This window comes from Streptomyces sp. NPDC014733 (assembly GCF_043083385.1).
GTDB lineage: Bacteria > Actinomycetota > Actinomycetes > Streptomycetales > Streptomycetaceae > Streptomyces.
The window spans coordinates 124,609-145,707 of the sequence record NZ_JBIBYO010000005.1; the positions used below are offsets into that span (position 1 = coordinate 124,609).

19 protein-coding genes and 1 pseudogene are annotated in these 21,099 nt (G+C 73.3%); 7 read left to right on the top strand and 13 right to left on the bottom strand.

What is annotated here, in order from left to right; all coding sequences use genetic code 11:
- Positions 1 to 13 precede the first annotated feature (13 nt).
- Complete coding sequence (locus ACF1BH_RS14345; RefSeq protein ID WP_391642770.1) at positions 14 to 595, top strand: TMEM165/GDT1 family protein; 582 nt, start codon at positions 14 to 16, stop codon at positions 593 to 595.
- 78 nt (positions 596 to 673) lie between these two features.
- Here the strand turns inward: ACF1BH_RS14345 and ACF1BH_RS14350 are convergent, their stop codons facing one another.
- Together ACF1BH_RS14350 and ACF1BH_RS14355 are read right to left on the bottom strand one after the other, a co-directional pair.
- Complete coding sequence (locus ACF1BH_RS14350) at positions 674 to 1,354, bottom strand: HAD-IA family hydrolase (RefSeq protein ID WP_391642771.1); 681 nt, start codon at positions 1,352 to 1,354, stop codon at positions 674 to 676.
- 428 nt (positions 1,355 to 1,782) lie between these two features.
- Positions 1,783 to 2,724 (bottom strand): peptidoglycan-binding protein, encoded by a 942-nt coding sequence (locus tag ACF1BH_RS14355; protein WP_391642772.1) that lies wholly within the window; start codon positions 2,722 to 2,724, stop codon positions 1,783 to 1,785.
- A 722-nt stretch (positions 2,725 to 3,446) separates the two neighbouring features.
- On the opposite strand from ACF1BH_RS14355, the gene ACF1BH_RS14360 reads away from it, so the two are divergent.
- Positions 3,447 to 5,549, top strand: coding sequence for a DHA2 family efflux MFS transporter permease subunit (locus ACF1BH_RS14360; protein WP_391642773.1), 2,103 nt, complete (start codon positions 3,447 to 3,449; stop codon positions 5,547 to 5,549).
- A 167-nt stretch (positions 5,550 to 5,716) separates the two neighbouring features.
- Here the strand turns inward: ACF1BH_RS14360 and ACF1BH_RS14365 are convergent, their stop codons facing one another.
- From ACF1BH_RS14365 to ACF1BH_RS14390, 6 genes are all read right to left on the bottom strand, one after another.
- A complete protein-coding gene (locus ACF1BH_RS14365; protein ID WP_391642774.1) occupies positions 5,717 to 6,043 on the bottom strand; it encodes an antibiotic biosynthesis monooxygenase family protein in 327 nt (108 codons plus the stop codon).
- Between the two features lie 217 nt (positions 6,044 to 6,260).
- Positions 6,261 to 6,617, bottom strand: a complete 357-nt coding sequence (locus ACF1BH_RS14370) for a hypothetical protein (RefSeq protein ID WP_391642775.1) — start codon at positions 6,615 to 6,617, stop codon at positions 6,261 to 6,263.
- A 181-nt stretch (positions 6,618 to 6,798) separates the two neighbouring features.
- Entirely contained in the window at positions 6,799 to 7,347 is a 549-nt protein-coding gene (locus ACF1BH_RS14375; protein WP_391642776.1) for a GNAT family N-acetyltransferase, read from the bottom strand.
- A gap of 147 nt (positions 7,348 to 7,494) precedes the next feature.
- Complete coding sequence (gene proP, locus ACF1BH_RS14380) at positions 7,495 to 8,880, bottom strand: glycine betaine/L-proline transporter ProP (RefSeq protein ID WP_391642777.1); 1,386 nt, start codon at positions 8,878 to 8,880, stop codon at positions 7,495 to 7,497.
- Positions 8,881 to 9,449: 569 nt separating this feature from the next.
- Complete coding sequence (locus ACF1BH_RS14385; RefSeq protein ID WP_391642778.1) at positions 9,450 to 10,463, bottom strand: CU044_5270 family protein; 1,014 nt, start codon at positions 10,461 to 10,463, stop codon at positions 9,450 to 9,452.
- Complete coding sequence (locus ACF1BH_RS14390; RefSeq protein ID WP_391642779.1) at positions 10,456 to 10,995, bottom strand: RNA polymerase sigma factor; 540 nt, start codon at positions 10,993 to 10,995, stop codon at positions 10,456 to 10,458. Before ACF1BH_RS14390 ends, ACF1BH_RS14385 begins: the two co-directional genes overlap by 8 nt.
- Before the next feature lie 128 nt (positions 10,996 to 11,123).
- Here ACF1BH_RS14390 and ctaD point away from each other — a divergent pair.
- Positions 11,124 to 12,761 (top strand): annotated as a pseudogene (gene ctaD / locus ACF1BH_RS14395) (cytochrome c oxidase subunit I); the annotation flags it as partial.
- The gene (locus ACF1BH_RS14400; RefSeq protein ID WP_391642780.1) at positions 12,758 to 13,105 is read left to right on the top strand and encodes a hypothetical protein; all 348 of its coding nucleotides are present in this window, start codon (positions 12,758 to 12,760) and stop codon (positions 13,103 to 13,105) included. The pseudogene ctaD and the gene ACF1BH_RS14400, both read left to right, overlap by 4 nt.
- A 100-nt stretch (positions 13,106 to 13,205) precedes the next feature.
- Here the strand turns inward: ACF1BH_RS14400 and ACF1BH_RS14405 are convergent, their stop codons facing one another.
- The 4 genes from ACF1BH_RS14405 to ACF1BH_RS14420 form a co-directional block, all read right to left on the bottom strand.
- A complete protein-coding gene (locus ACF1BH_RS14405; RefSeq protein ID WP_391642781.1) occupies positions 13,206 to 13,883 on the bottom strand; it encodes a hypothetical protein in 678 nt (225 codons plus the stop codon).
- 213 nt (positions 13,884 to 14,096) lie between these two features.
- The gene (locus ACF1BH_RS14410) at positions 14,097 to 14,588 is read right to left on the bottom strand and encodes a DUF6114 domain-containing protein (RefSeq protein WP_391642782.1); all 492 of its coding nucleotides are present in this window, start codon (positions 14,586 to 14,588) and stop codon (positions 14,097 to 14,099) included.
- Position 14,589: 1 nt separating this feature from the next.
- Positions 14,590 to 15,207 carry a DUF6230 family protein gene (locus ACF1BH_RS14415; RefSeq protein WP_391642783.1) on the bottom strand — a complete coding sequence of 206 codons (618 nt, stop codon included), beginning with the start codon at positions 15,205 to 15,207 and terminating at the stop codon, positions 14,590 to 14,592.
- A gap of 413 nt (positions 15,208 to 15,620) precedes the next feature.
- Positions 15,621 to 16,853: a cytochrome P450 gene (locus ACF1BH_RS14420; RefSeq protein WP_391642784.1), complete on the bottom strand. Its 1,233-nt coding sequence runs from the start codon at positions 16,851 to 16,853 to the stop codon at positions 15,621 to 15,623.
- A 332-nt stretch (positions 16,854 to 17,185) separates the two neighbouring features.
- Between ACF1BH_RS14420 and ACF1BH_RS14425 the strand changes: the two genes are divergently transcribed.
- The 3 genes from ACF1BH_RS14425 (at position 17,186) to ACF1BH_RS14435 (ending at position 20,112) form a co-directional block, all read left to right on the top strand.
- Complete coding sequence (locus ACF1BH_RS14425) at positions 17,186 to 18,355, top strand: steroid 3-ketoacyl-CoA thiolase (RefSeq protein WP_391642785.1); 1,170 nt, start codon at positions 17,186 to 17,188, stop codon at positions 18,353 to 18,355.
- A gap of 62 nt (positions 18,356 to 18,417) precedes the next feature.
- The gene (locus ACF1BH_RS14430; protein ID WP_391642786.1) at positions 18,418 to 19,086 is read left to right on the top strand and encodes a HEAT repeat domain-containing protein; all 669 of its coding nucleotides are present in this window, start codon (positions 18,418 to 18,420) and stop codon (positions 19,084 to 19,086) included.
- 6 nt (positions 19,087 to 19,092) lie between these two features.
- Positions 19,093 to 20,112 carry a HEAT repeat domain-containing protein gene (locus tag ACF1BH_RS14435; RefSeq protein WP_391642787.1) on the top strand — a complete coding sequence of 340 codons (1,020 nt, stop codon included), beginning with the start codon at positions 19,093 to 19,095 and terminating at the stop codon, positions 20,110 to 20,112.
- A gap of 90 nt (positions 20,113 to 20,202) precedes the next feature.
- Here ACF1BH_RS14435 and ACF1BH_RS14440 read toward each other — a convergent pair whose 3' ends face one another.
- On the bottom strand, positions 20,203 to 21,015 hold the full coding sequence (locus ACF1BH_RS14440; protein ID WP_391643064.1) for an ECF transporter S component: 813 nt from the start codon (positions 21,013 to 21,015) through the stop codon (positions 20,203 to 20,205).
- Between the last annotated feature and the right edge of the window lie 84 nt (positions 21,016 to 21,099).

The following is a 21,099-nucleotide window of genomic DNA, read 5'->3' on the forward strand; positions in this document are numbered from 1 at the left end:
GGTATCCCACCCCGTGTTCAGCCTTACCGTCGCCGCCGTCGTCTTCGGCGTCATCTTCCTCGCGGAACTGCCCGACAAGACCGCCCTGGCCGGTCTCATGCTCGGCACCCGCTACCGCGCCTCGTACGTCTTCGCCGGTGTCGCCGCGGCGTTCCTCGTCCATGTGGCGCTGGCCATCGCGGCGGGCAGTGTGCTGACGCTGCTGCCGCACCGCCTCGTCCAGGGCGTGGTCGGCGTGCTCTTCCTGGCGGGCGCCGCCGTGCTGCTCTTCAAGAAGGGCGACGGCGAGGAAGAGGTGAAGAAGCCCGCCGACCAGAGCTTCTGGAAGGTCTCCGGGGCGGGCTTCATGATGATTCTGGTCGCGGAGTTCGGCGACCTCACGCAGATCATGACCGCCAACCTCGCGGCGCGGTACGAAGACCCGGTCTCCGTCGGCGTCGGCGCCGTCCTGGGCCTGTGGGCCGTCGCGGGCCTGGGCATCCTGGGTGGCCGCACGCTGATGAAGCGCGTCCCGCTGAAGCTGATCACCAAGGTGGCGGCGGTCGTGATGCTGCTGCTGGCGGGGTTCAGCCTCTACGAGGCGATCACCGGCTGAGCCGCCACCGGGTGGCGACCGGAGACGGCGCCACCCGGGACGACGGGGTGCGGGCCGGGCGGGGCCCCGCGGGGCTGCTCAGGCCCCGGCCGCGTCCCGCCCGGGGAAGCGCAGGGCGAATCCGCCGTCCGGCAGCGCCTCGACGCGGATGCCGGTCAGGTCGCCGACGTGCACCGTCGGCGCGAAGGCCGCGGCGCGTTCGCCCACGCCGACGACCCGCATCCCGGCCGCGCGGCCCGCTTCGATGCCGGCCTCGGAGTCCTCGAAGACCACGCACTCCTCGGGCGCGAACCCCAGCTCCGCGGCGCCCTTCAGGAACCCTTCCGGATCGGGCTTGCTGGCGCCCACGCTCTCCGCGGTGATCCGCACGGCGGGCATCGGCAGCCCGGCGGCGCCCATCCGGACGTCGGCGAGGGCACGGTCCGCGGAGGTCACCAGGGCGTGCGGCAGCCCGGCGAGGGCGGCCATGAAGGCGGGCGCGCCGGGGACCGGCACCACACCGTCGGTGTCGGCGGTCTCCTGGGCCAGCATCCGCCGGTTGTCGGCGAGGTTCTCCGCCATCGGGCGGTCCGGGAGGAGGGCGGCCATGGTGGCCCAGCCCTGGCGGCCGTGCACCACCCGCAGCACGTCCGCGCCGTCCAGCCCCTGCTCGGCCGCCCAGCGGAGCCAGCAGCGCTCGACGACGGCCTCGGAGTTGACGAGGGTGCTGTCCATGTCCAGCAGCACGGCGCGGGTGGTGAGCGTGGTGATGGCCGTCATCGGCGGGCTCCTGGGCGCTACGAGAGTGCGGAGGACGCCGTCAGGCGGGGTCGCTGCGCGCCCGGTGCCGCGGGGGAGAGGTCAAGCGGCTCCGCCCGCCGGTCAGGGAGTGCGGGCGGAACCACTTTGTTCCTACACGATACAAAGCGCGTCGGGGTGCCGACAACCGGCCCCCGTGGAACGTTCGCGGGCCCACGCGTGAACGCCGTGTGCACACCCGGATCCGCACCACCCGGAGCCCCGCCCCGGCCCCCGGCGACGGCGGCCCCCCGCCCGTCGCCACCTGCTCCGCGCGTACGCCGGGGGCGCTCGTCTCTCTCCCGCACGCCCCTGTGGCCGTGGGTCGGGATGTGCCCGACATCACGGCACCGGGGCGGCCCGCGAGGGCGTTGCGGGGCCGCGCCGGGGGGCGCTCCCGGGCGGGCGCCCTACGGCCCGTACGTGTGGGACTCCAGGGAGGCGCGGGTGGCGGGTCCGTAGACACCGCGGAGATCGTCCGGGACGCCGTACCGCGCCTGATAGCGGGCCACCGCGTCCCGGACGCCGGCGCCGTAGTAGCCGTCGACGGGCGTGGTGAAGATCCCCAACTCCCGCAGCCGCAGCTGGAGTTCGGTCACCCGGCGGCCGGTGGCGCCCTCGCGGAGGGTGGCCGGCACGGGCGGGGCGGCGGTGGCGTGGGCCGGGGGGCGCGGGTGCCAGGCGCCGGGGGCGGAGGCGGCCGCGTCCGGGAGCGGGCCGGGGGAGGCGGCGCGGGAGGTGGAGCGCGACGGGGGCAGCGCGTCCGCCGGGGCCCGGTCGTCGTCACGGGCGGTGTCCTCGGCGGCCGGGACCGCCGTGTCGTCGGCGGGGGGTGTGGCCCGGTCGCGGCGGTCGGCGAACGGTTCGCCGCTCAGCAGCCCGGCGGTCACGGCCACCGCGGTACCGGCCATGGCCAGGACGGTCGGGACGGCGCGTTTCCCCGGGCGCGCGCCGGGGGGCGCGGGCACCTCGGCCCCGGGCTCCGGGCACCGCACCGTCCGCGAGGTCGGCCCCGCGGCGCCCGGCCGGGCCCGGCGCCCCGCCCCGGCCCGCGCCACCGGACGGACGCCCCGCAGCCCGCGCAGATCCGGCAGGGCCGCGAGCGGCGGCCGTGCGTCCCCGGGCGGGGCGGGCCCGGCGGGCACCCCAGGGGGCCGCCATCCCGGGGCGGGCGGCGGGGCGACGGGCGGGAGCGCCGGGCCGGGCGCCGGCTCCTCGGGGTCGGGCAGCCGCACGTACGGCCGTAAGCGCAGCGGCTCGAAGTCGTCCGGGGCGGAGACGGCGCACAGGCACGCCGGTCGTCCGCCACCGCTCTCCGGCGCCAGGCAGTACGGGCACCTCGCAGACGTCACAGCGGTACCTCCCGCGGTGCCCGGAACTCCCGACGTGCGCGCGGCGGCCCCGGAGCGGCCCGCTGCCCCCGCCTCCGGGCGTACGGCGGAGCCGCGCGGACGTGCCCCGGCCCGCGGTGGCGCCGCGGGCGTTCGGCCGCTGTGATTATGCGCCCCCGCCCCGGCGCGCGCAGGTACTCCGGCACATCCAGGGGGCGTACGGGGGGTGGCGGCCGGATGTCCGCACGGGGCGGGCCCGGCATGCGCCGCCCGCAGGGGTGCGCGGGGGCGCACCGCCCCGGCGCCGTGGAGCGGCCTCTCCCGGCGGGGCACCGTGCCGGCGGTGTGCCCCCGCTCGGCGGGCCATATCGGGACATTGCGACCAGGATGGAGGGACGGCCGCCCGGCGTGGACGGCCGTTCCCGGCGACCGGGCCCGCCTGATCGCGGCTGCTCACCGGGGCCGGCGCACCCGGCGCCGCGACGGCGCGAGGGCGGTGTGGGAACGAGGAGAACGAGGAGCCGGAAGGCAGCACCTCCGGGCGCCGGGCCCGACCGGGCCCGCCCCGGGCGCCAGGGCCGCCTTCACCGGGCAATCCGGTCACCCGGGCCACCCGGATACCGGGAAGGTCCGGCGACCGACCGGGAGCCGAGAGGCCCGGAGGCCAGTGATCCGGAGGCCGGGCACGCGGTGGCCGGGAAGCCCGGAAGAGCCGGGAAGTCCGGAAGAGGGAGAAGACGCTCATGGCGCAGGACACCGGGGAAGGGACACCCGCGGGGCCCACCGCGGGACCGGCGGGGCCCACCGGGGCCGGGGACCGGCGGACGATTCTCGTGGCGATCGGCGCGCTGCTGCTCGGCATGTTGATCGCCGCACTCGACCAGACCATCGTCGCCACCGCGCTGCCCACGATCGTCAGCGACCTCGGCGGACTCGACCACCTCTCCTGGGTGGTCACCGCCTACCTCCTGGCGTCGACGGCGGCGACCCCGCTGTGGGGCAAGCTCGGTGACCAGTACGGCCGCAAGAAGCTCTTCCAGACCGCCATCGTGATCTTCCTGATCGGCTCGGTGCTCTGCGGTCTCGCCCGGAACATGGGGGAGCTGATCGGCTTCCGGGCGCTCCAGGGCCTGGGCGGCGGCGGACTGATCGTGCTGTCCATGGCGATCGTCGGGGACCTCGTACCGCCCCGGGAACGCGGGAAGTACCAGGGGCTCTTCGGGGCGGTCTTCGGCGCCACCAGCGTGCTCGGGCCGCTGCTCGGCGGGGTGTTCGTGGACCACCTCAGCTGGCGCTGGGTCTTCTACATCAACGTGCCGATCGGCGCGATCGCCCTGGCCGTCATCGCCGCCGTGCTGCACATCCCGGTCCGTCGCACCCCCCACCGCATCGACTATCAGGGAACCTTCCTGATTGCTGCGGTCGCCGCCTGCTTCGTGCTGATGACCTCGCTCGGCGGCGTCACCTACCCCTGGGGCTCCTGGCAGATCATCGGGCTCGCCGTCCTCGGGGTCGTCCTGCTCGCCGCGTTCGTCGCCGTGGAGCGGCGGGCCGCCGAACCGGTGCTGCCGCTGCGCCTGTTCCGTCTGCGGACCTTCGCGCTGACCTCCGTCATCGGCTTCGTCATCGGCTTCGCGATGTTCGGCTCGATGACGTATCTGCCCACGTTCCTACAGGTCGTCCAGGGCGTCACACCCACCATGTCCGGTGTGCACATGCTGCCGATGGTGCTCGGCATGCTGCTGTCGTCGACCGCGTCCGGACAGATCGTCAGCCGCACCGGCCGCTACAAGTTCTTCCCGCTGGCCGGGACCGCCGTCACCGCCGTCGGCCTGCTCCTGCTGCACCGGCTCGGCCCGGACAGCGGCGTCGGGGTGATGAGCGCGTACTTCTTCGTCTTCGGCTTCGGACTCGGCCTGGTCATGCAGGTGCTGGTGCTCATCGTGCAGAACGCCGTCGACTACCGGGACCTGGGCGTGGCGACCTCCGGCGCGACCTTCTTCCGCTCCATCGGCGCCTCCTTCGGCGTCTCCATCTTCGGCACGATCTTCGCGGGCAAGCTCGGCCCCCGCATCGCCGACGCCGTCGCGGGCCGCCCGCTGCCGCCGGGCATCTCCCCGGCCGCCATCGCCCAGGACCCGCGGCTCGCGGGCCACCTGCCACCCGCACTCCGCACCGGCGTGCTCCACGCCTACTCCGCCTCGATCACCGACGTGTTCCTCTACGCGGTGCCCGTCGTCCTCGTCGCTTTCGTACTGGCATGGTTCCTGAAGGAAGAGCCGCTGCGCGCCGGCGTCACCGCACCGGACACCTCCGAGGTGCTGTCCTCCAACCCCGTCGAGCGGTCCTCGTACGAGGAGTGCGCCCGGGCGCTGTCCCGGCTCGGCAGCATGGAGGGCCGCAAACGGATCTACGAGAAGATCACCGAGCGGGCCGGGCTGGATCTGAAACCGGCGGCCAGCTGGATGCTGCTGCGCATCCAGCACCACGGCTCGGTGGAACCGGCCCTCCTCGCCGAGCGCACCACCGTGCCGCTCGGCGTGATCTCCGAGGCCACCCGGCAGGTCGAGGAGCGCGGTCTCGCCGTACGCGAGGGCCTCGACCTGCGGCTCACCGAGACCGGACAGGTCGTCGCGGAGCGGCTGGCGGGGGCCCGGCGGGAGTCGCTGGCGCGGATGCTGGGCGACTGGTGGACGAAGGACCGGCCGACCGATCTGACGGAGCTGGTACGCGAACTGACCTCGGAACTCTGCGGCTCGGACGCCGAGGAACCCCACAACGGCGACGCCCGCCGCACCCTGCCCCGCACGGGCTCGGCGCCGCGCCCGCCGGATCTGGCGAAGTGAGAGGTGGTGGGGCGGCGGCCCCGCGGGCGCCCGCTCGGGGGGCCGCCGCCCCGGGGGCACGTTCGGGGGCAGCCGCCCCTCCCCGGGAGCGCACGGAAAAGGGCCTTCCCCAGGGGAGCTACAAGGAGCCGCCCCCGGAGAAGCCCTGCCGCGGACCGGGCCGGACCTCAGCCCTGCTTCGGACCTGCCTGCTGGACGACCTCGAAGGACCAGAGGGTGGAGCCGGACGCCGCGGGCTTCGGCCGCTCACCGCCCTCGCCGCCGCCCTGGTGGGCGGCCTTCATCGGCCCCTCCATCCACGCCTGGAAGGACGCCTCGTCGCGCCAGCGGGTGTAGACGAGGTACTGGTCGGTGCCCTCGACGGGACGCAGCAGCTCGAACCACTCGAAGCCGTCGGACGAGTCGACGGTCCCGGCACGGGAGGAGAACCGCTGCTCCAGAACCTCACGCTGCTCGGCGGGGACGGTGAGTGCGTTGATCTTCACGATGCTCATGCCGCCATCGTGCCCCATCCCGCCGGGCGGTTCCGGGGCAGGTCCCCCGAGCGGACGACCGGCCGGAGCCGGAATTGGGACCCGGCGGGGAGCTTCGCGGACCTGGGCCGCTCCGGCTGGGCCCGCGATGTGGAACGTCCGGAGTCCGAAGAATTGATGACTGCCGTGCGGGGGGGGGGGGGGGGGGGGCGCCACGGCGAGGCTGAGTCCGTAGGCGTCACACAGCTTCATTGACTTCTGCGTACAACCAGTTGCTGACGTCATCGTTTTGGTTCCCGAAGGCCACATTATTGATGGCAGAGGCGTTCGGAAGAGGGAGATCGGCGCCTCCGCAGTGGTTGAGCGGTGTGCCCGCTGGCAGCGCTGCGAGCAGACCGCTGGCGATTCCGCTGCCGTGCTCGGCGCTTCCTGTGTGGTGCGCTGTTGTGCCGTGGCTGGCGCACGAGTTGGCGAATGAAGGCGACGCGATGGCGATGATCCCGCCGGCCGATGCCGGTGCGGCGCCGGCGAGTCCCGCTCCGAGTGCGGCTGCGGCGAGTCCGAGTGCGGTGGCGAGTGTCCTGCGTGTGGTCATGTTCGGGTAACGACGTGCGGGCCGGTGGGCGCCGGGCGTTCGCTCGTGTGGCCCAGCAAGGCACGGCGGCCAGGCGGCGGCGGGTGTCGAGGCGGAGGCCGGGAGGGCGGCATCCGGCGAGCTGGGCTGAGTGCTCGGCGCTCCGGTGCTACGTGGTGATTCGGCGGATGGCCTGGGCCGGTCAACGAGTGAGTGGGGCCAGGTGAAGTCGTGCTCGGATGACCGGTCGTTCGCCGGGGCCTAGGTTGCGGTTGGCGGGCGCCGGGAGCCGGGGCGATTCGAAGGAGAACCCGAGTGCGGTCAGGAACTCCGTGCCGGGTCGCCAGCCTTCGGTCACCGACGTAGCCACGTGGGTGTAATTCTCTGCGGCGAGTTCGCGGAGGAGAGCGGAGGCCACCAGACTGCCCAGCCCCCGGCGCCGGAAAGCGGGGTGGATGAGGAACAGGCCGAGCGTGCAGGAACCTGCCGTGGGATACCGGATGACGGCGTCGATCACGCCGACGATCTCTCCGCCGACCGCGATCACGATGAGCGTCTTGTCCTGGAAGGCTGCGCCTTCCGGCAAGGCGTAGTACAGGCTTTGGACATCGCCGGGTGCGGCGGGCCGGCCCGTGGCGGCCGTGAACCAGTCTCCAGCCGCGTCGAACAGTGCGAGCACATCCTGCTCGTCATCCGGCTTCAGATCTCTGATCCGGATTCTTCGGCCCTCGTGTTCAAGATCCAGCAGCATGGCGGCACCTTAATTCCGACCTCGCCGTCCTGCGCCGTCGGCGAGGCGCGCGCGTGGCCCCGGCTGAGGGCCCGGAAACACCGGAGCCCGGTGCCGTGACGCACCGGGCTCCTGTGTGTTCCGTACCGCTCGGGAACCGTCGGCCGGTCAGGCCGTCGCGGTTGCCTCCCGGCGGACGGTGCGGGCGACCTCGCGGGCCTCCGCCTCGGTCTCCACCGCGGGCGGCGAGCCGGGCAGCGGCTTGCAGGCGCTCTCCGACATGAGCCAGACGGCGATACCGCCGATGACGGCCGCGGCCATCATGTAGTAGGCGGGCATCATGCGGTTGCCGGTGGCGCCGATGAGCGCCGTGACGACCAGCGGGGTGGTGCCGCCGAACAGCGACACGGAGATGTTGAAGCCGATGGACAGCGAGCCGTAGCGGACCTTCGTCGGGAAGAGCGCGGGCAGCGTCGACGGCATCGTGGAGGTGAAGCAGACCAGCAGCAGGCCCAGCGCGCCCATGCCCAGGGCGATGGCGAGCAGCGAGCCCTGCCGGATCAGCAGCAGCGCGGGCACCGAGAGGAGCAGGAACCCCGCGCATCCCGCGGCCATCACCGGGCGGCGGCCGAAGCGGTCGCTGAGCCGACCCGCGAAGGGCTGGACGCCCATCATCACGACCATGACCGCGAGGACGACCAGCAGCCCGTGCGTCTCGTCGTACTTCAGCTCCGAGGTCAGATAGCTCGGCATGTACGAGAGCAGCATGTAGTCGGTGACGTTGAAGACCAGGACCAGGCCGACGCAGAGCAGCATCGTGCGCCACTGGCCGAAGATCATCTCGCGGACGCCGACGCGCTTCTCCGCCTCGCGGCGCTCCTTCTCCTTCGCCCGCGCCTCCTTCTCCAGCTGCGCGAACGCCGGGGTCTCCTCCAGCCGCATCCGCAGGTAGAGGCCGATGATGCCCATCGGGCCCGCGATCAGGAACGGGATCCGCCAGCCCCAGGACAGCAGGTCGTCGGTGGAGAGCAGGGCGGTCATCAGGGTGACCAGGCCGGCGCCGCCGACGTAGCCCGCCAGGGTGCCGAACTCCAGCCAGCTGCCGAGGAAGCCGCGCTTCTTGTCGGGCGCGTACTCGGCGATGAAGGTGGACGCGCCGCCGTACTCGCCGCCGGTCGAGAAGCCCTGCACCAGGCGGGCGACGAGCAGCAGGATCGGGGCGCCGACGCCGATGGAGGCGTACGACGGGATCAGCCCGATGCAGAAGGTGCCCGCCGCCATCATGATCATGGTGAGGGCGAGGACCTTCTGGCGGCCGATGCGGTCGCCCAGCGGGCCGAAGACCATGCCGCCGATCGGCCGGACCAGGAACGCCGCGGCGAACGCGCCGAACGTCGACAGCAGCTGCGCCGTCGGATTCCCGGACGGGAAGAAGACCTTGCCGAGGGTGACGGCTATGTAGCTGTAGACGCCGAAGTCGAACCACTCCATCGCGTTGCCCAGCGCCGCGGCGGAGACCGCGCGCTTGACCATCGCGGGTTCGACGACCGTCACGTCGCCGGCGGATTCTCTGGAGGGCGTTCCCCCGGTGCGCTGTTCCGAGTCGGGTGCGGCGGTTGTCTGGTTGCCGTCCTTGTCACGGGGTCCCGGTGCGACGGGGGACTGCGTCGGCACGTGCTCGCTCGCCTGCGCTCTCTGGGTCGACTACAAGAAAAAGTCCCGTCACGGGTGACGGGCGAAAGTCGACCATAGGGGCAGACCCGGTCATCACGGACGGTGCACGGGTGACCGCGCAACTGCTCGCCTACCCGCTCCACACAGGGCAAACGTGGCTTCGCAGGCGCTTCGGCGAGGAGCCGTGGTGTGAGCCATATCGCGGTGAGAGCCTGCAACCGCGCGCCGGGGTGACGCGGCCCACACCCCGCGCGCGGCGCCCTCGTACGCGCCCCTCCCGCACGCCTTCCCGCCCGCCGCGCACGGCCCCGGCGGCCCGTGCGGACGCCGCGTACCGGGCCCGGGAACGCGACCGGCGCGGCAGCCCGCAGGGGCCACCGCGCCGGGGGATCGTCGCGTCACTCAAGGATCCGCCCGCCCCGCCCGGACCGCCACCCGGCGGCCGCCGCTCACTCCATCCACGCCTCGTACGAGAGGACCGCGCCGGCCTCGACCCGGGTGCCGGGGATGTCCTCCGTCGTGGTGGTCTCGCTGCCCAGGAGGCGGCCGTCGGCGGGGTCGAGGATCAGCATCTGGCGGATGCCCTCCATGGCGCCCGGCCGCCCGGTGCAGACGTACGCCTGACCGCGGCGGCCCAGCCGGTCGGTGACGGGGCCCACCGGGCGCAGATCCCCGGCGGTGGCGAGCAGCCGCACCACGGCGGCGTTCTCCCGCGGCCCCGGCGTCCACTCCTGACGGAACGCGGACAGCGCCTGCAGCAGCTGCGGCGTCCCGCCGTCCGCCTCGCCGTAGAGCGCGCCCAGCAGCCGCCGCAGCGCCTGCGGGTCGGCCGGCGGCGGGGTCCGCGACGCCGGACCGCCGCGCCGCGTCTCGGCGCCCGCCGGGTACGCAACCCGGTGCAGCACCTTTCCGTCCTCGACGGTGGAGCGGCGGCCGTCGTCGGTGGTGTGGATCACCGGGCGCCCCGGGTGGCGCGGATCGGTCGCCACGACCAGCTCGGAGCCGCTGCCGTCGGCGTTCCACCGGGTCAGCCGCTCCTCGGGCACGGTCACCGGCGGCGCGTCCACGGTGCCGGTTCGGCGGTCCAGGTACCAGCTCTGCAGATGGCTGCCCCGGTGTGGCCCGGCCCCGGGGCCCGCCGCGGCGGCGTGCGCCCCGGCGCGCCGCGCCAGCTCGGCCAGCGGCACCGCCGGGGCGCCGGCACGCACCTGGAGGGCGGCCGGAACGGCGGCGGCGGGCGTGGAGCCGGGCCCGGAGAGGGTGTAGGCGAGCACCGCGAAGAGGGCCAGCGCCGCCGCCTCGGCGCGGAGCACCAGCCGCCGGCCGATCTTCCGGCGGCGGTTGCGGTACAGCAGCTGGTTCAGCGCCCGCTCGGCCCGGTGGTCGAGGGGCCGCTCCCGCCACGGGCCGGTGCGCGCCGACACGGGATCGGCCGTGCGCAGCAGCTCCAGTTCGTCATCCATCGCACTCGTCTCCTGCTCGCGCGGACACCGGCGTCCGCATCCGGTCGATCTGGGTACGGAGCCGGGCCCGCGCCCGGTGGAGCCGCATCGCCGCCGCGCTCCGGCCGCAGCCGAGGGTGACGGCGAGCTCGTCGACGGTCAGCTCCTCCCACGCCGTCAGCCGCAGCACCTCCTGGTCGGCGGGGGAGAGCCGGGCGAGCGCCTCGTGCACCCAGGAGCCGGGCCGCTCCGCGTCCGGGCTCTCCACCGTCCCCCGGCGGTGGGCGATCTCGTGGTTGCCCAGCCGGTGCAGCAGGCGGCGGTGACGGCCCCTGCCGCGCACCGTGTTGGCCAGGCAGTTGCGGGCCACCCCGTACAGCCAGGGCAGCGGCGCGTCGGGGAGGTCCGCGCGGCGGCGCCAGGCGGTGGAGAAGACCTCCGCGACTATTTCCTCGACCTCGTCCGTCCGCCCGTCCAGCCGCCGTGCCACGAAACGGCTGACCGCCCAGTAGTGGGCGCGGTAGGCAGCGGCGAAGGCATCGTCCGTGCTCATGATCGGTTGGTGTCCGGCACGCCCCCGATCGTCACACCCCGCCGCGGTGATCCATCCCACGGCCTGCCGGTGGCCGCCTCGGTGACGCCCGGCGGGGTGCCGGACACCTACCGGGCATGAGAACTCCTGTGAAGTGGCTGACGACCACGGACCACAAGGCGATCGGCACGCTCTATCTCGTCACCGCGTTCGCGTTCTTCTGCATCGGCGGGGTGATGGCGCTGCTGATGCGCGCGGAGCTGGCCCGGCCCGGCCGTCAGATCCTGTCGAACGAGCAGTTCAACCAGGCGTTCACGATGCACGGCACGATCATGCTGCTGATGTTCGCGACGCCGCTGTTCGCCGGATTCGCCAACTGGATCATGCCGTTGCAGATCGGCGCCCCGGACGTCGCCTTCCCGCGGCTCAACATGCTGGCGTACTGGCTCTATCTGTTCGGGTCCCTGATAGCCGTCGGCGGTTTCCTCACCCCGCAAGGGGCGGCGGACTTCGGCTGGTTCGCGTACTCCCCGCTGTCCGGTGCGGTCCGGTCGCCGGGGATCGGCGGCGACATGTGGATCATGGGGCTGGCGCTCTCCGGGTTCGGCACGATCCTCGGCGCCGTCAACTTCATCACCACGATCATCTGCATGCGTGCCCCCGGCATGACGATGTTCCGCATGCCGATCTTCACCTGGAACGTCCTGCTGACCGGCGTCCTCGTGCTGCTCGCCTTCCCGGTGCTCGCCGCCGCGCTGTTCGCGCTGGAGGCGGACCGGAAGTTCGGGGCCCATGTCTTCGACGCGGCGAACGGCGGGGCGCTGCTCTGGCAGCATCTTTTCTGGTTCTTCGGGCACCCCGAGGTGTACATCATCGCGCTGCCGTTCTTCGGCATCATTTCCGAGGTCATTCCGGTCTTCTCCCGGAAGCCGATGTTCGGTTACGTCGGTCTGATCGCCGCGACGATTTCCATCGCCGGGCTCTCGGTGACGGTCTGGGCGCACCACATGTACGCCACCGGCGGCGTACTCCTGCCGTTCTTCTCCTTCATGACCTTCCTCATCGCGGTCCCGACCGGTGTGAAGTTCTTCAACTGGATCGGCACCATGTGGAAGGGCTCGCTCTCCTTCGAAACCCCGATGCTCTGGGCGATCGGCTTCCTCATCACCTTCGTCTTCGGCGGTCTGACCGGCGTCATCCTCGCCTCACCACCCCTCGACCTCCACGTCACCGACTCGTACTTCGTGGTGGCCCACTTCCACTACGTCATCTTCGGTACGGTCGTCTTCGCGATGTTCTCCGGATTCCACTTCTGGTGGCCGAAGTTCACCGGCAAGATGCTGGACGAAAGCCTCGGAAAAATCACCTTCTGGACGCTCTTCGTCGGCTTCCACGGCACCTTTCTCGTCCAGCACTGGCTGGGCGCGGAAGGCATGCTGCGCCGTATCCCGGACTATCTGGCGGCCGATGGATTCACCGCGCTGAACACCATCTCGACGATTTTCTCGTTCCTGCTGGGACTGTCGGTCCTGCCGTTCTTCCACAACGTCTGGAAGACCGCCAAATACGGCGAGAAGGTGGAGACGGACGACCCCTGGGGCTACGGCCGTTCCCTGGAGTGGGCGACCTCCTGCCCGCCGCCGCGTCACAACTTCCTCACCCTGCCGCGCATCCGCTCCGAATCCCCGGCGTTCGACCTGCACCACCCGGAGGTCGCCGCCCGGGACGATGCGCTGCGGAGCGGGGAGCGGGCGGTGCCGGTGCCCGAGCGGAGCGGACGGGCATGAGCGAGACGACCGGCGGCATGCGCACCGACGAGGCGATCAACGAGATCGAGGGCTTTCTGCTGTGGGAGGCGGAGAAGCGCCGGGCGCGGAGCCGGGCCGAGGCGTTCTGCGCCGGACTGCCCTGGCTCACCGGGACCCGGCGCGCGGAGGTCGCCCGCCACTACTGCCGCGACCAGGCGGAGCTGTCCCGCGAGGTCCTGGAGCGGATCGCCGCCCGCGCCACCGCCCTGCGCGCCGAGTACGAGGGCGTCCACCGGACGCTGCGGCGACGGCTGCTGACCGGGTACGCGGCGGGCACGGTCGCGGTGGCGGCGGTGGCGGGCTTCGCCCTGTACGGCAGATGAGGCACCGCCCGGTGGTGCCGCCGGTGGCCGTGGGGGAGCGGCCACCGGCGGCGGGACCGGTGCGGTGCGTGGGCCGACCGAGGTGCGGGCGGTGCGGCGGTCAGCTGCCGACGGTGATCTGGGACGCGGGGTCGGTGGTGTCGCTGACGGTGTAGGTGGCGTTGAAGTTCGAGCTGGTCGCGGTCGTCGGGCAGCCGAAGCCGCCCTCGACCTTCACCGGGACCGCCGCGTCGGTGAACTTCAGGGTGGACGGTGCGCCGTTGGTCCAGGTGCCGTTGACGGTGGCCGCCGCGGTCGGCGCGGCGGTCACCGTACAGCTGGCCAGTCCGCTGGTCTTCAGGACGAATCCGCCGGACGGCATGGTGAGTCCGGCGGTCGCCGGGGAGCCGTTCTGGAGGCCCACGGTCCAGTCGCCGGTCGTGGTGACGGTGGCGCTGACGCCCGGCATGCTCGTGGTGCAGGAGCTGTAGGTGGGGGCGGAGACGGCGTTGGTCACCGGCCCGGAGGCGTTGGTGTTGCCGGGCGCGGCGGGGACCGAACCGGTGGCCCCGGAGGCGGTGCAGGTCACCGTCACCGAACCGGCGGAGAACGTCGCGGAGCCGGAGAGTTTCGCGCCGAAGGCGTGCCCGGCGGGCGTGACGGTGGTGGACGCGGCGGCGGTCCCGGCCGTGGGCGCGGGCTGGGCGGTCGCCGGTCCGGTCACCGCCAGCGTCAGCCCGAGGGCCGCCACGACACCGGCCGACGCGGTGAGCACGGTGCGGGTGAGGTGCTGGGTCATCGCTGAACTCCTTCGTACGGGAGGGCGCCCGGGGTTCCGGGCCGTGAGGGGGAGTGCGGTGGTGCGGGCGCACGCGGCGGCGCACGGACGCGCGGCCGCGCGGCGTGGTGGGCGCGCACGGCGGAGCCGCGCGCGGGGTGGGGCAGCCGTACGGGGCCGGTCGGCCGGGGGGTGCCGTACGGAAGGGGGCGAACCGGGGGCGGGGCTACCGCGTCACGGAAGGCGGCTCGCCGCGGCCGCACCCGGGGCGCCGGGAGGGCCGGACGCACCGGACGCGTCTGATACCTCGGCCACCTCGGCCACGCCGGACGCCTCGGCCCGGGTCCCGTCCGCCTCCGGTGGCACCTCCCTCGTCACCGGCCGCCAGGCGAAGATCATCGCGCCGCCGAGGATGCCGAGGAGGGTGCCGATCAGGAAGCCGCCGAGGTTGGACATGACGAGCGCGGCCATCGCGCCGAGGACGGTGAGGACGCCGGCGAGGGTCCGGTGCTGGGGGGTGAACCACGCCGACAGGCCCATCAGGATCATCACCAGGCCCATCAGCACCGACGGGACCCCGGCGATGCCCTGCTGGAGCATGACCTTCAGCGGGGCCAGCGGCAGGGCGCAGATCTCCGCCCCGGCCAGCACCGCCGCCAGCCCGCCCCAGAAGGGACGGCTCCGGCGCCAGCGCCGCCAGCGGTTCGGCGCTCCGGCGGCGCCCATCTCAGAAGCATTCCTTCGTGCCCTTGGACACCTTCATGCTGAGCCCGGAGAGCCGGAACGTCCCGGCGTTGGTGGACCAGGCGGTCTGCCGCAGATGGTTGATGGCGACGTCGTCGGCCTGCTGCGCGAAGAGGTCCTGGAGGCCCTTGGCGTCGGCCGGGCCCTTGCTGAGCGTCGAGGCGTCCCGGCCGATCTCGATGCCGTGGAAGGACGCGTCGCCGGAGAGCTGGGTGGCGTCGACGAACAGGTTGGTCGCCTGGACGGGCTTGCCGGCGCCGGCCGTCAGGTTGAGCGAGATGTCACCGAGGACCGGCAGGTGGGTGACGACGGACTGGCACAGATGGTGCAGCTCGGCGGTCTTGATGGCGGTGACGGCGACCGGCAGCAGATCGCCCCGGGCGTTGGTGTCCACGCTGCCGTACTGGGCGAATCCGTCGCCGGTGAGGCGGTCGGCCGACACCTTGAACTGCTGCCCCGAGACGGCGAACGAGGCCGCGAGCGCCCCGTTGGCGAGGGCGATGCCCAGGGCGGCGGTGCCGGCGACGGCCGGGACGGTCAGCACGGCGAACCGCCGCCAGCTGATGCGTCCCGTGACGTGTCTGCCGTGTGCGTCCTTCACGACGTGTCCCCTTCGAAGAGTGCGGTGGATCGCGCTGTCGAACGTGTGGGGGGCGTGCCAGGTGCGGGTGCGCGGCGTACGGTCCCGGCGTCGCGGCCGTCGGGCGGCGTGGGGCGCGGGCGGGCACGGTGGCCGTGCGGCGGTACGGGAGCGGGACGGCAGGCCCTGCGGACGGCGCGCTGCCGATGGCGCTGAACTACCGGTGTTACCACGGGTGTTACCGGCGAGTGGAATGTAATTCCGGCGCTGTCCGCTGACAAGGACACGCGTGCGACGGTTTTCGGCCGACTGCGCGGCCCGGTGGCGCGCGCCCGGACACACGCGAAGGTCCACTGCCCCGGGGCGCGCGAAAGCCCGCCGCCCCAAGGCGACGGGCCGCTCCCGTACGGCGACGCGTCGGCCGCGCGCGTCCGCTACACGTACCGCACCCGCATCTCCTTCACGCCGTTGAGCCATGACGAGCGCAGCCGGCGGGGCGCGTCGGTGAGGGTGATGTCCGGCAGGGTGTCGGCGATGGCCTGGAAGATCAGGTTGATCTCCAGGACGGCGAGGGACTTGCCGAGGCAGAAGTGCGGTCCGCCGCCGCCGAAGCCGAGGTGCGGATTGGGGTCGCGGGTGATGTCGAAGACCTCGGGGCGGTCGAAGACGTCCGGGTCGTTGTTGGCGGAGGCGTAGAAGATGCCGACCCGCTGGCCCTCGCGGATGTGCGCGCCGCCCAGGGTGGTGTCCTGGGCGGCGGTCCGCTGGAAGGAGACCACCGGTGTCGCCCAGCGGACGATCTCCTCGGCGGCGGTGGCGGGCCGCTCCCGTTTGTAGAGGTCCCACTGCTCGGGGTGGGTGAGGAAGGCGTGCATGCCGTGGGTGATGGCGTTGCGGGTCGTCTCGTTGCCGGCCACCGCCAGCAGCAGGACGAAGAAACCGAACTCGTCGGAGCCGAGGTTGCCGTCGTCCTCCGCGGCGACCAGTCTGCTGACGATGTCCTTCGCCGGGCACGCCTTGCGGTCGGCGGCGAGGTTCATCGCGTACGAGATCAGTTCCATCGCGGCGGTGGTGCCGACCTCTTCGGTGATGGCGAGTTCCGGGTCGTCGTAGGCGATCATCTTGTTCGACCAGTCGAAGATGCGGGCCCGGTCCGCCTGGGGGATGCCGATCAGCTCCGCGATGGCCTGGAGCGGCAGTTCGCAGGCGATGTCGGTGACGAAGTCGCCGGTGCCGGAGCGGCGCGCGCCCTCGACGATCGCCGCGGCGCGCTCGCGCAGCGCCTCCTCCAGTGCCCGCACCGCGCGCGGCGTGAACCCGCGCTGCACGATCTGCCGGACCCGGGTGTGCTCGGGCGGGTCCATGTTCAGCATGATCAGCTTCTGGACGTCGATCTGGTCGCGGGTCATGGAGTCGTTGAAGCGGATGATCGATGTGTTGCGGTGGGCGGAGAAGATGTCCGGTTTGGTGGACACCTCCTTGACGTCCTCGTGGCGGGTCACCACCCAGTAGCCGTCGTCGCCGAAACCGGCGATGTTGTGCGGCTGGGCGCACCACCACACCGGTGCGGTCCGCCGCAGCCGGGCGAATTCGGGGAGCGGGACGCGGGACTGGTAGACGTCGGGGTCGGTGAAGTCGAAACCCTCGGGCAGCGCGGGGCATGGCATCGGCGGCTCCTGATCCGGTCCGGCGCGGCCCGGCGGCCGGCCGCCACGGGCCGGGTGGCGCCGGCGCCACCACTGGTTCTGACGAGTCATCAGATGTCGCGGCGAAGGTAGTAACGAGTTCTACAAGTGGCAAGGGTCACGGCGTCATTCACCCCTCGGCAAGGGGGCGCCGGCGGCCAACTCCGGCGCGCGCGACGCCGATACCGCGGCTGCATGCCCCTTGCGCCCCCGGGGTACGGCTCATGAGACTGACCGCAGAACTAGAACGCGTACTAGTTCTTCTGCCGTGGGTGCCGGGATACCCGCGGACGCGAGGAGAGGACGAGTCAGTCATGGCCGCGGAACCCGTCATCGTCGAAGCCGTACGCACCCCCATCGGCAAGCGCCAGGGCGCGCTCGCCAACCTCCACCCCGCCTACCTCCTGGGCGAGACGTACCGCGAACTCCTCGCCCGTACGGGCCTCCAGCCCGACTGCGTCGAGCAGATCGTCGGGGGCACCGTCACCCACGCCGGTGAGCAGTCGATGAACCCGGCCCGCAACGCCTGGCTCACCATGGGGCTGCCGTACGAGACCGCCGCCACCACCGTCGACTGCCAGTGCGGCTCCTCGCAGCAGGCCAACCACATGGTCGCCAACATGATCGCGTCCGGCGTCATCGACATCGGCATCGGCTGCGGCGTCGAGGCGATGTCCCGGGTGCCGCTCGGCAGCGGCTCCAAGCACGGACCCGGCAAGCCCTGGCCCGACGAGTGGCACGTCGACCTGCCCAACCAGTTCGAGGCCGCCGAACGCATCGCCCGCCGCCGCGGCCTGACCCGCGAACGCGTCGACGCGCTCGGCCTCCTCTCCCAGCAGCGCGCCCAGGCCGCCTGGGCGGAGGAGCGCTTCAAGCGGGAGACCTTCGCCGTCCAGGTCCCCACCACCGAGGAGGAACAGGCCGCCGGCCAGGGCATGTGGCGGCTGGTCGACCGGGACGAGGGGCTGCGCGACACCACCATGGCGGCGCTCGGCGGCCTCAAGCCCGTCATGCCGCAGGCCGTCCACACCGCCGGGAACTCCTCGCAGATCTCCGACGGCGCCGCCGCGGTGCTCTGGGCCTCCAAGCGCATGGCCCGCGCCCTCAAACTCAAGCCGCGCGCCCGCATCGTGGCGCAGGCGCTGGTCGGCGCCGATCCGCACTTCCACCTCGACGGGCCCATCGACGCGACCCGCGCCGTCCTCGGCAAGGCCGGGATGACCCTCAAGGACATCGACCTCGTCGAGATCAACGAGGCGTTCGCCTCCGTCGTCCTGTCCTGGACGCAGGTCTTCGACCAGGACCTGGAGAAGGTCAACGTCAACGGCGGCGCCATCGCACTCGGCCACCCCGTGGGCGCCACCGGCGCCCGCCTGATCACCACCGCCCTGCACGAACTGGAACGCCAGGACAAGGAGTTCGCGCTCATCACGATGTGCGCGGGCGGGGCGCTGGCGACGGGGACGATCATCCAGCGGCTCTGAGGAAACCGGCTTGACCTTCACACCGTGCGAAGGTCTTGTCTGGGGTCTCGGAGGTGGTCGCGATGACCCTGTCGGAGAAGGACACACCCACCACGCGCGCGCTCCGGGCGCTGGCCCACGGCGACGCGTCGGTACGGCTGCGGGCCGCGCTCGCGGTCGGCACGCAGCCGGGGGCGCCGTGCGTGGCACCGCTCATCGAACGGTGCGCGGTCGAGCCGGAGTTCTCCGTACGGGAGATGCTGACGTGGGCGCTCACCCGGCACCCGTCGGACGCGACGCTCCCCGGACTCCTCGGTGAACTCCGCTCGGCACGCCCCCAGGCCCGCAGCCAGGCACTGCACACCCTGTCCAAGATCGGGGACCGGCGGGCGTGGCCGGCGCTCACCCGCTCCCTGCTCACCGACCCCGACGACGAGGTGGCCCGGAGCGCCTGGCGCACGGCGGTCGCCCTCGTCCCGGAAGGAGAGGAAGAGGAGCTGGCCGCGGTGGTGGCGACGCAGCTCGGCCGCGGCGGGCGGGAGACACAGCTGAGCCTCAGCCGGGCACTGATCGCGCTCGGCGGGGCGAGCACACCGGCCCTCCACACGGCGACGGCCGACCGCGACCCCCTGGTACGGCGGCATGCGCTCGCCACGGAGCAACTGCGGCGGGACCCGGACGCCGGGTTCGATTTCGCGATCGAGGAGGCGAAGCGCATCGTGGCTCTCGGCACGGACGGCCGGGAGGGGTGAGCGACGGTGCTGATCGGCGAGGTGGCGCGGCGCTCCGGGGTCAGCGCCCGGATGCTCCGGCATTACGACACGCTCGGCCTGGTACGGCCGACGGACCGTAGCGGGTCCGGGTACCGGGAGTACTCCGGCGACGATCTGCGGCGCCTCTTCCACGTCGAGAGCCTGCGGTCGCTGGGGCTGTCGCTGCGGGAGGTCGGGCGGGCCCTGGACGGCCCCGGCTTCGCGCCCGGGGAACTCGTCGACGACCTCATCCGGCAGACCCGGGAACGCATCGCAGCGGAGACGGCGCTGCTCACCCGGCTCCGCCGGATCGGCGCCGCGGAGCCCGCCGAATGGGCGGACGTCCTCCAGACCGTCGCCCTCCTCCAGGAGCTGGGATCGCCGAGCGCCGGACGCCGCCAGCGCGCCGCCCTGACCGCGGCGGCGGACCGCCCGGCACCGGTGGAAGCGCTGGTCGAGGCGGTGTTGAACGAGCCGGAGCCGAACGTCGCCGGGGCCCTGAAATGGGCCCTGGCCCGCTCCGGGGACGGCGCCCCGCAGCTGCTGGCCCAGGCCCTCGACGCCCCCGCGGCCACGACCCGGCACCGCGCAGTGCAGGCCCTCGCCGCACTCCCGGGCGACGCGGCGACCACCCCGCTGCGCACCGCCCTCACCCACCCGGACACCGCGGTCCGCCGCGGTGCGGCTCTGGCGCTCGGCGCCCGGGGACTGACCGAGGCGGTCCCCACCCTCGTCGGCATGGTCGCGGAGGGCGCCAACGACGTCGACGCGGCCGATGTGCTGAGCGCCTTGGCGGGCGACCCGGCGGTGGCGGAGGAGATCGCCGCCGGGCTCGTCGCCCGCCTCACCCCGGGCGCCGAGGGCGCGCCCGCCCGGCGGCGGCTCGCCCAGGCACTGGCCGGGGTCCCCGGGGCCACGGCGTCGGACGCCCTCACGGAGCTGGCACGCGACGCGGACCCCGGTGTGGCGGTGACGGCGGGGTACGTCCGCGGGTTGCGGGAGGCGGCTTCCGAGGGGGGCGGCTGAGCGCGGGGCCCCGCGCGCGGCGGGCACGGTCCTGACGGGGGCCGGGCCGTCCGCCGGGGACCACGCGGCCGGGCGCCGGGCCCCCGCCCGTCACGGCCCGCGGGTGCCGCCCCCGCCGGGCGCCGCGCGGGAGCCCGCCCCGTCCGGCGACCGCTCCGTCACCGGCGGCTCGTGCGCCGTCGCGAACTCCACCGGGGCGTCGAACGCCGCCCGCCGGGTCGCCCGCCGCAGCGCCTTCAGCAGCGGACCGCCGACCGTCAGGGTCAAGACCACCGTGACCGCCGCGCGCGGCAGGTCCCAGCCGAGAGAGGTCGCCAGGCAGTACGTCAGATACCGCGCCAGGTTGTCGGCGAGCGGGTCGCCCGGCACGAAGGAGACACCCGAGGCCGGCCCGGCGATGTACGGCCAGCCCTGGAGGTTCATCACCAGGCCGTAGCCGACCGCGGCCACCGCCCCGTACCCGGCGAGCAGCGCCAGCTCACGGCGACCGCGGAGCCGGTCGGGGCCGGGCAGCAGCCCGGCGCCCATCGACACCCAGCCCATCGACAGCATCTGGAACGGCATCCACGGCCCGACGCCGCCGGTCAGCAGCGCCGACGCGAACATCGCCACCGACCCGAGGACGAACCCGAAACCGGGACCCAGCACCCGCCCCGCCAGCACCATCAGGAAGAACATCGGCTCGATGCCCGCGGTCCCCGCGCCGAGCGGGCGCAGGGCGGCGCCCGCCGCGGCCAGGACGCCGAGCATCGCGATGGCCTTGGCGTCCAGACCGGAGTCCCCGATCGTCGCCACCACCACGGCCAAAAGCATCGGCAACAGCGCGGCGAACAGCCACGGGGCGTCCGCGGAGTGCGCGAGCCCGGAGGCGGAGGAGGCCAGCAGCGGCCAGCCGAATGCCATCACGCCCGTCGCCGAGACGAGCGCCAGCGCGACGACGGACCGGGGCCCGAGCCGCACCGCCCGCGCCTGCCGCCCCGTGCCCGT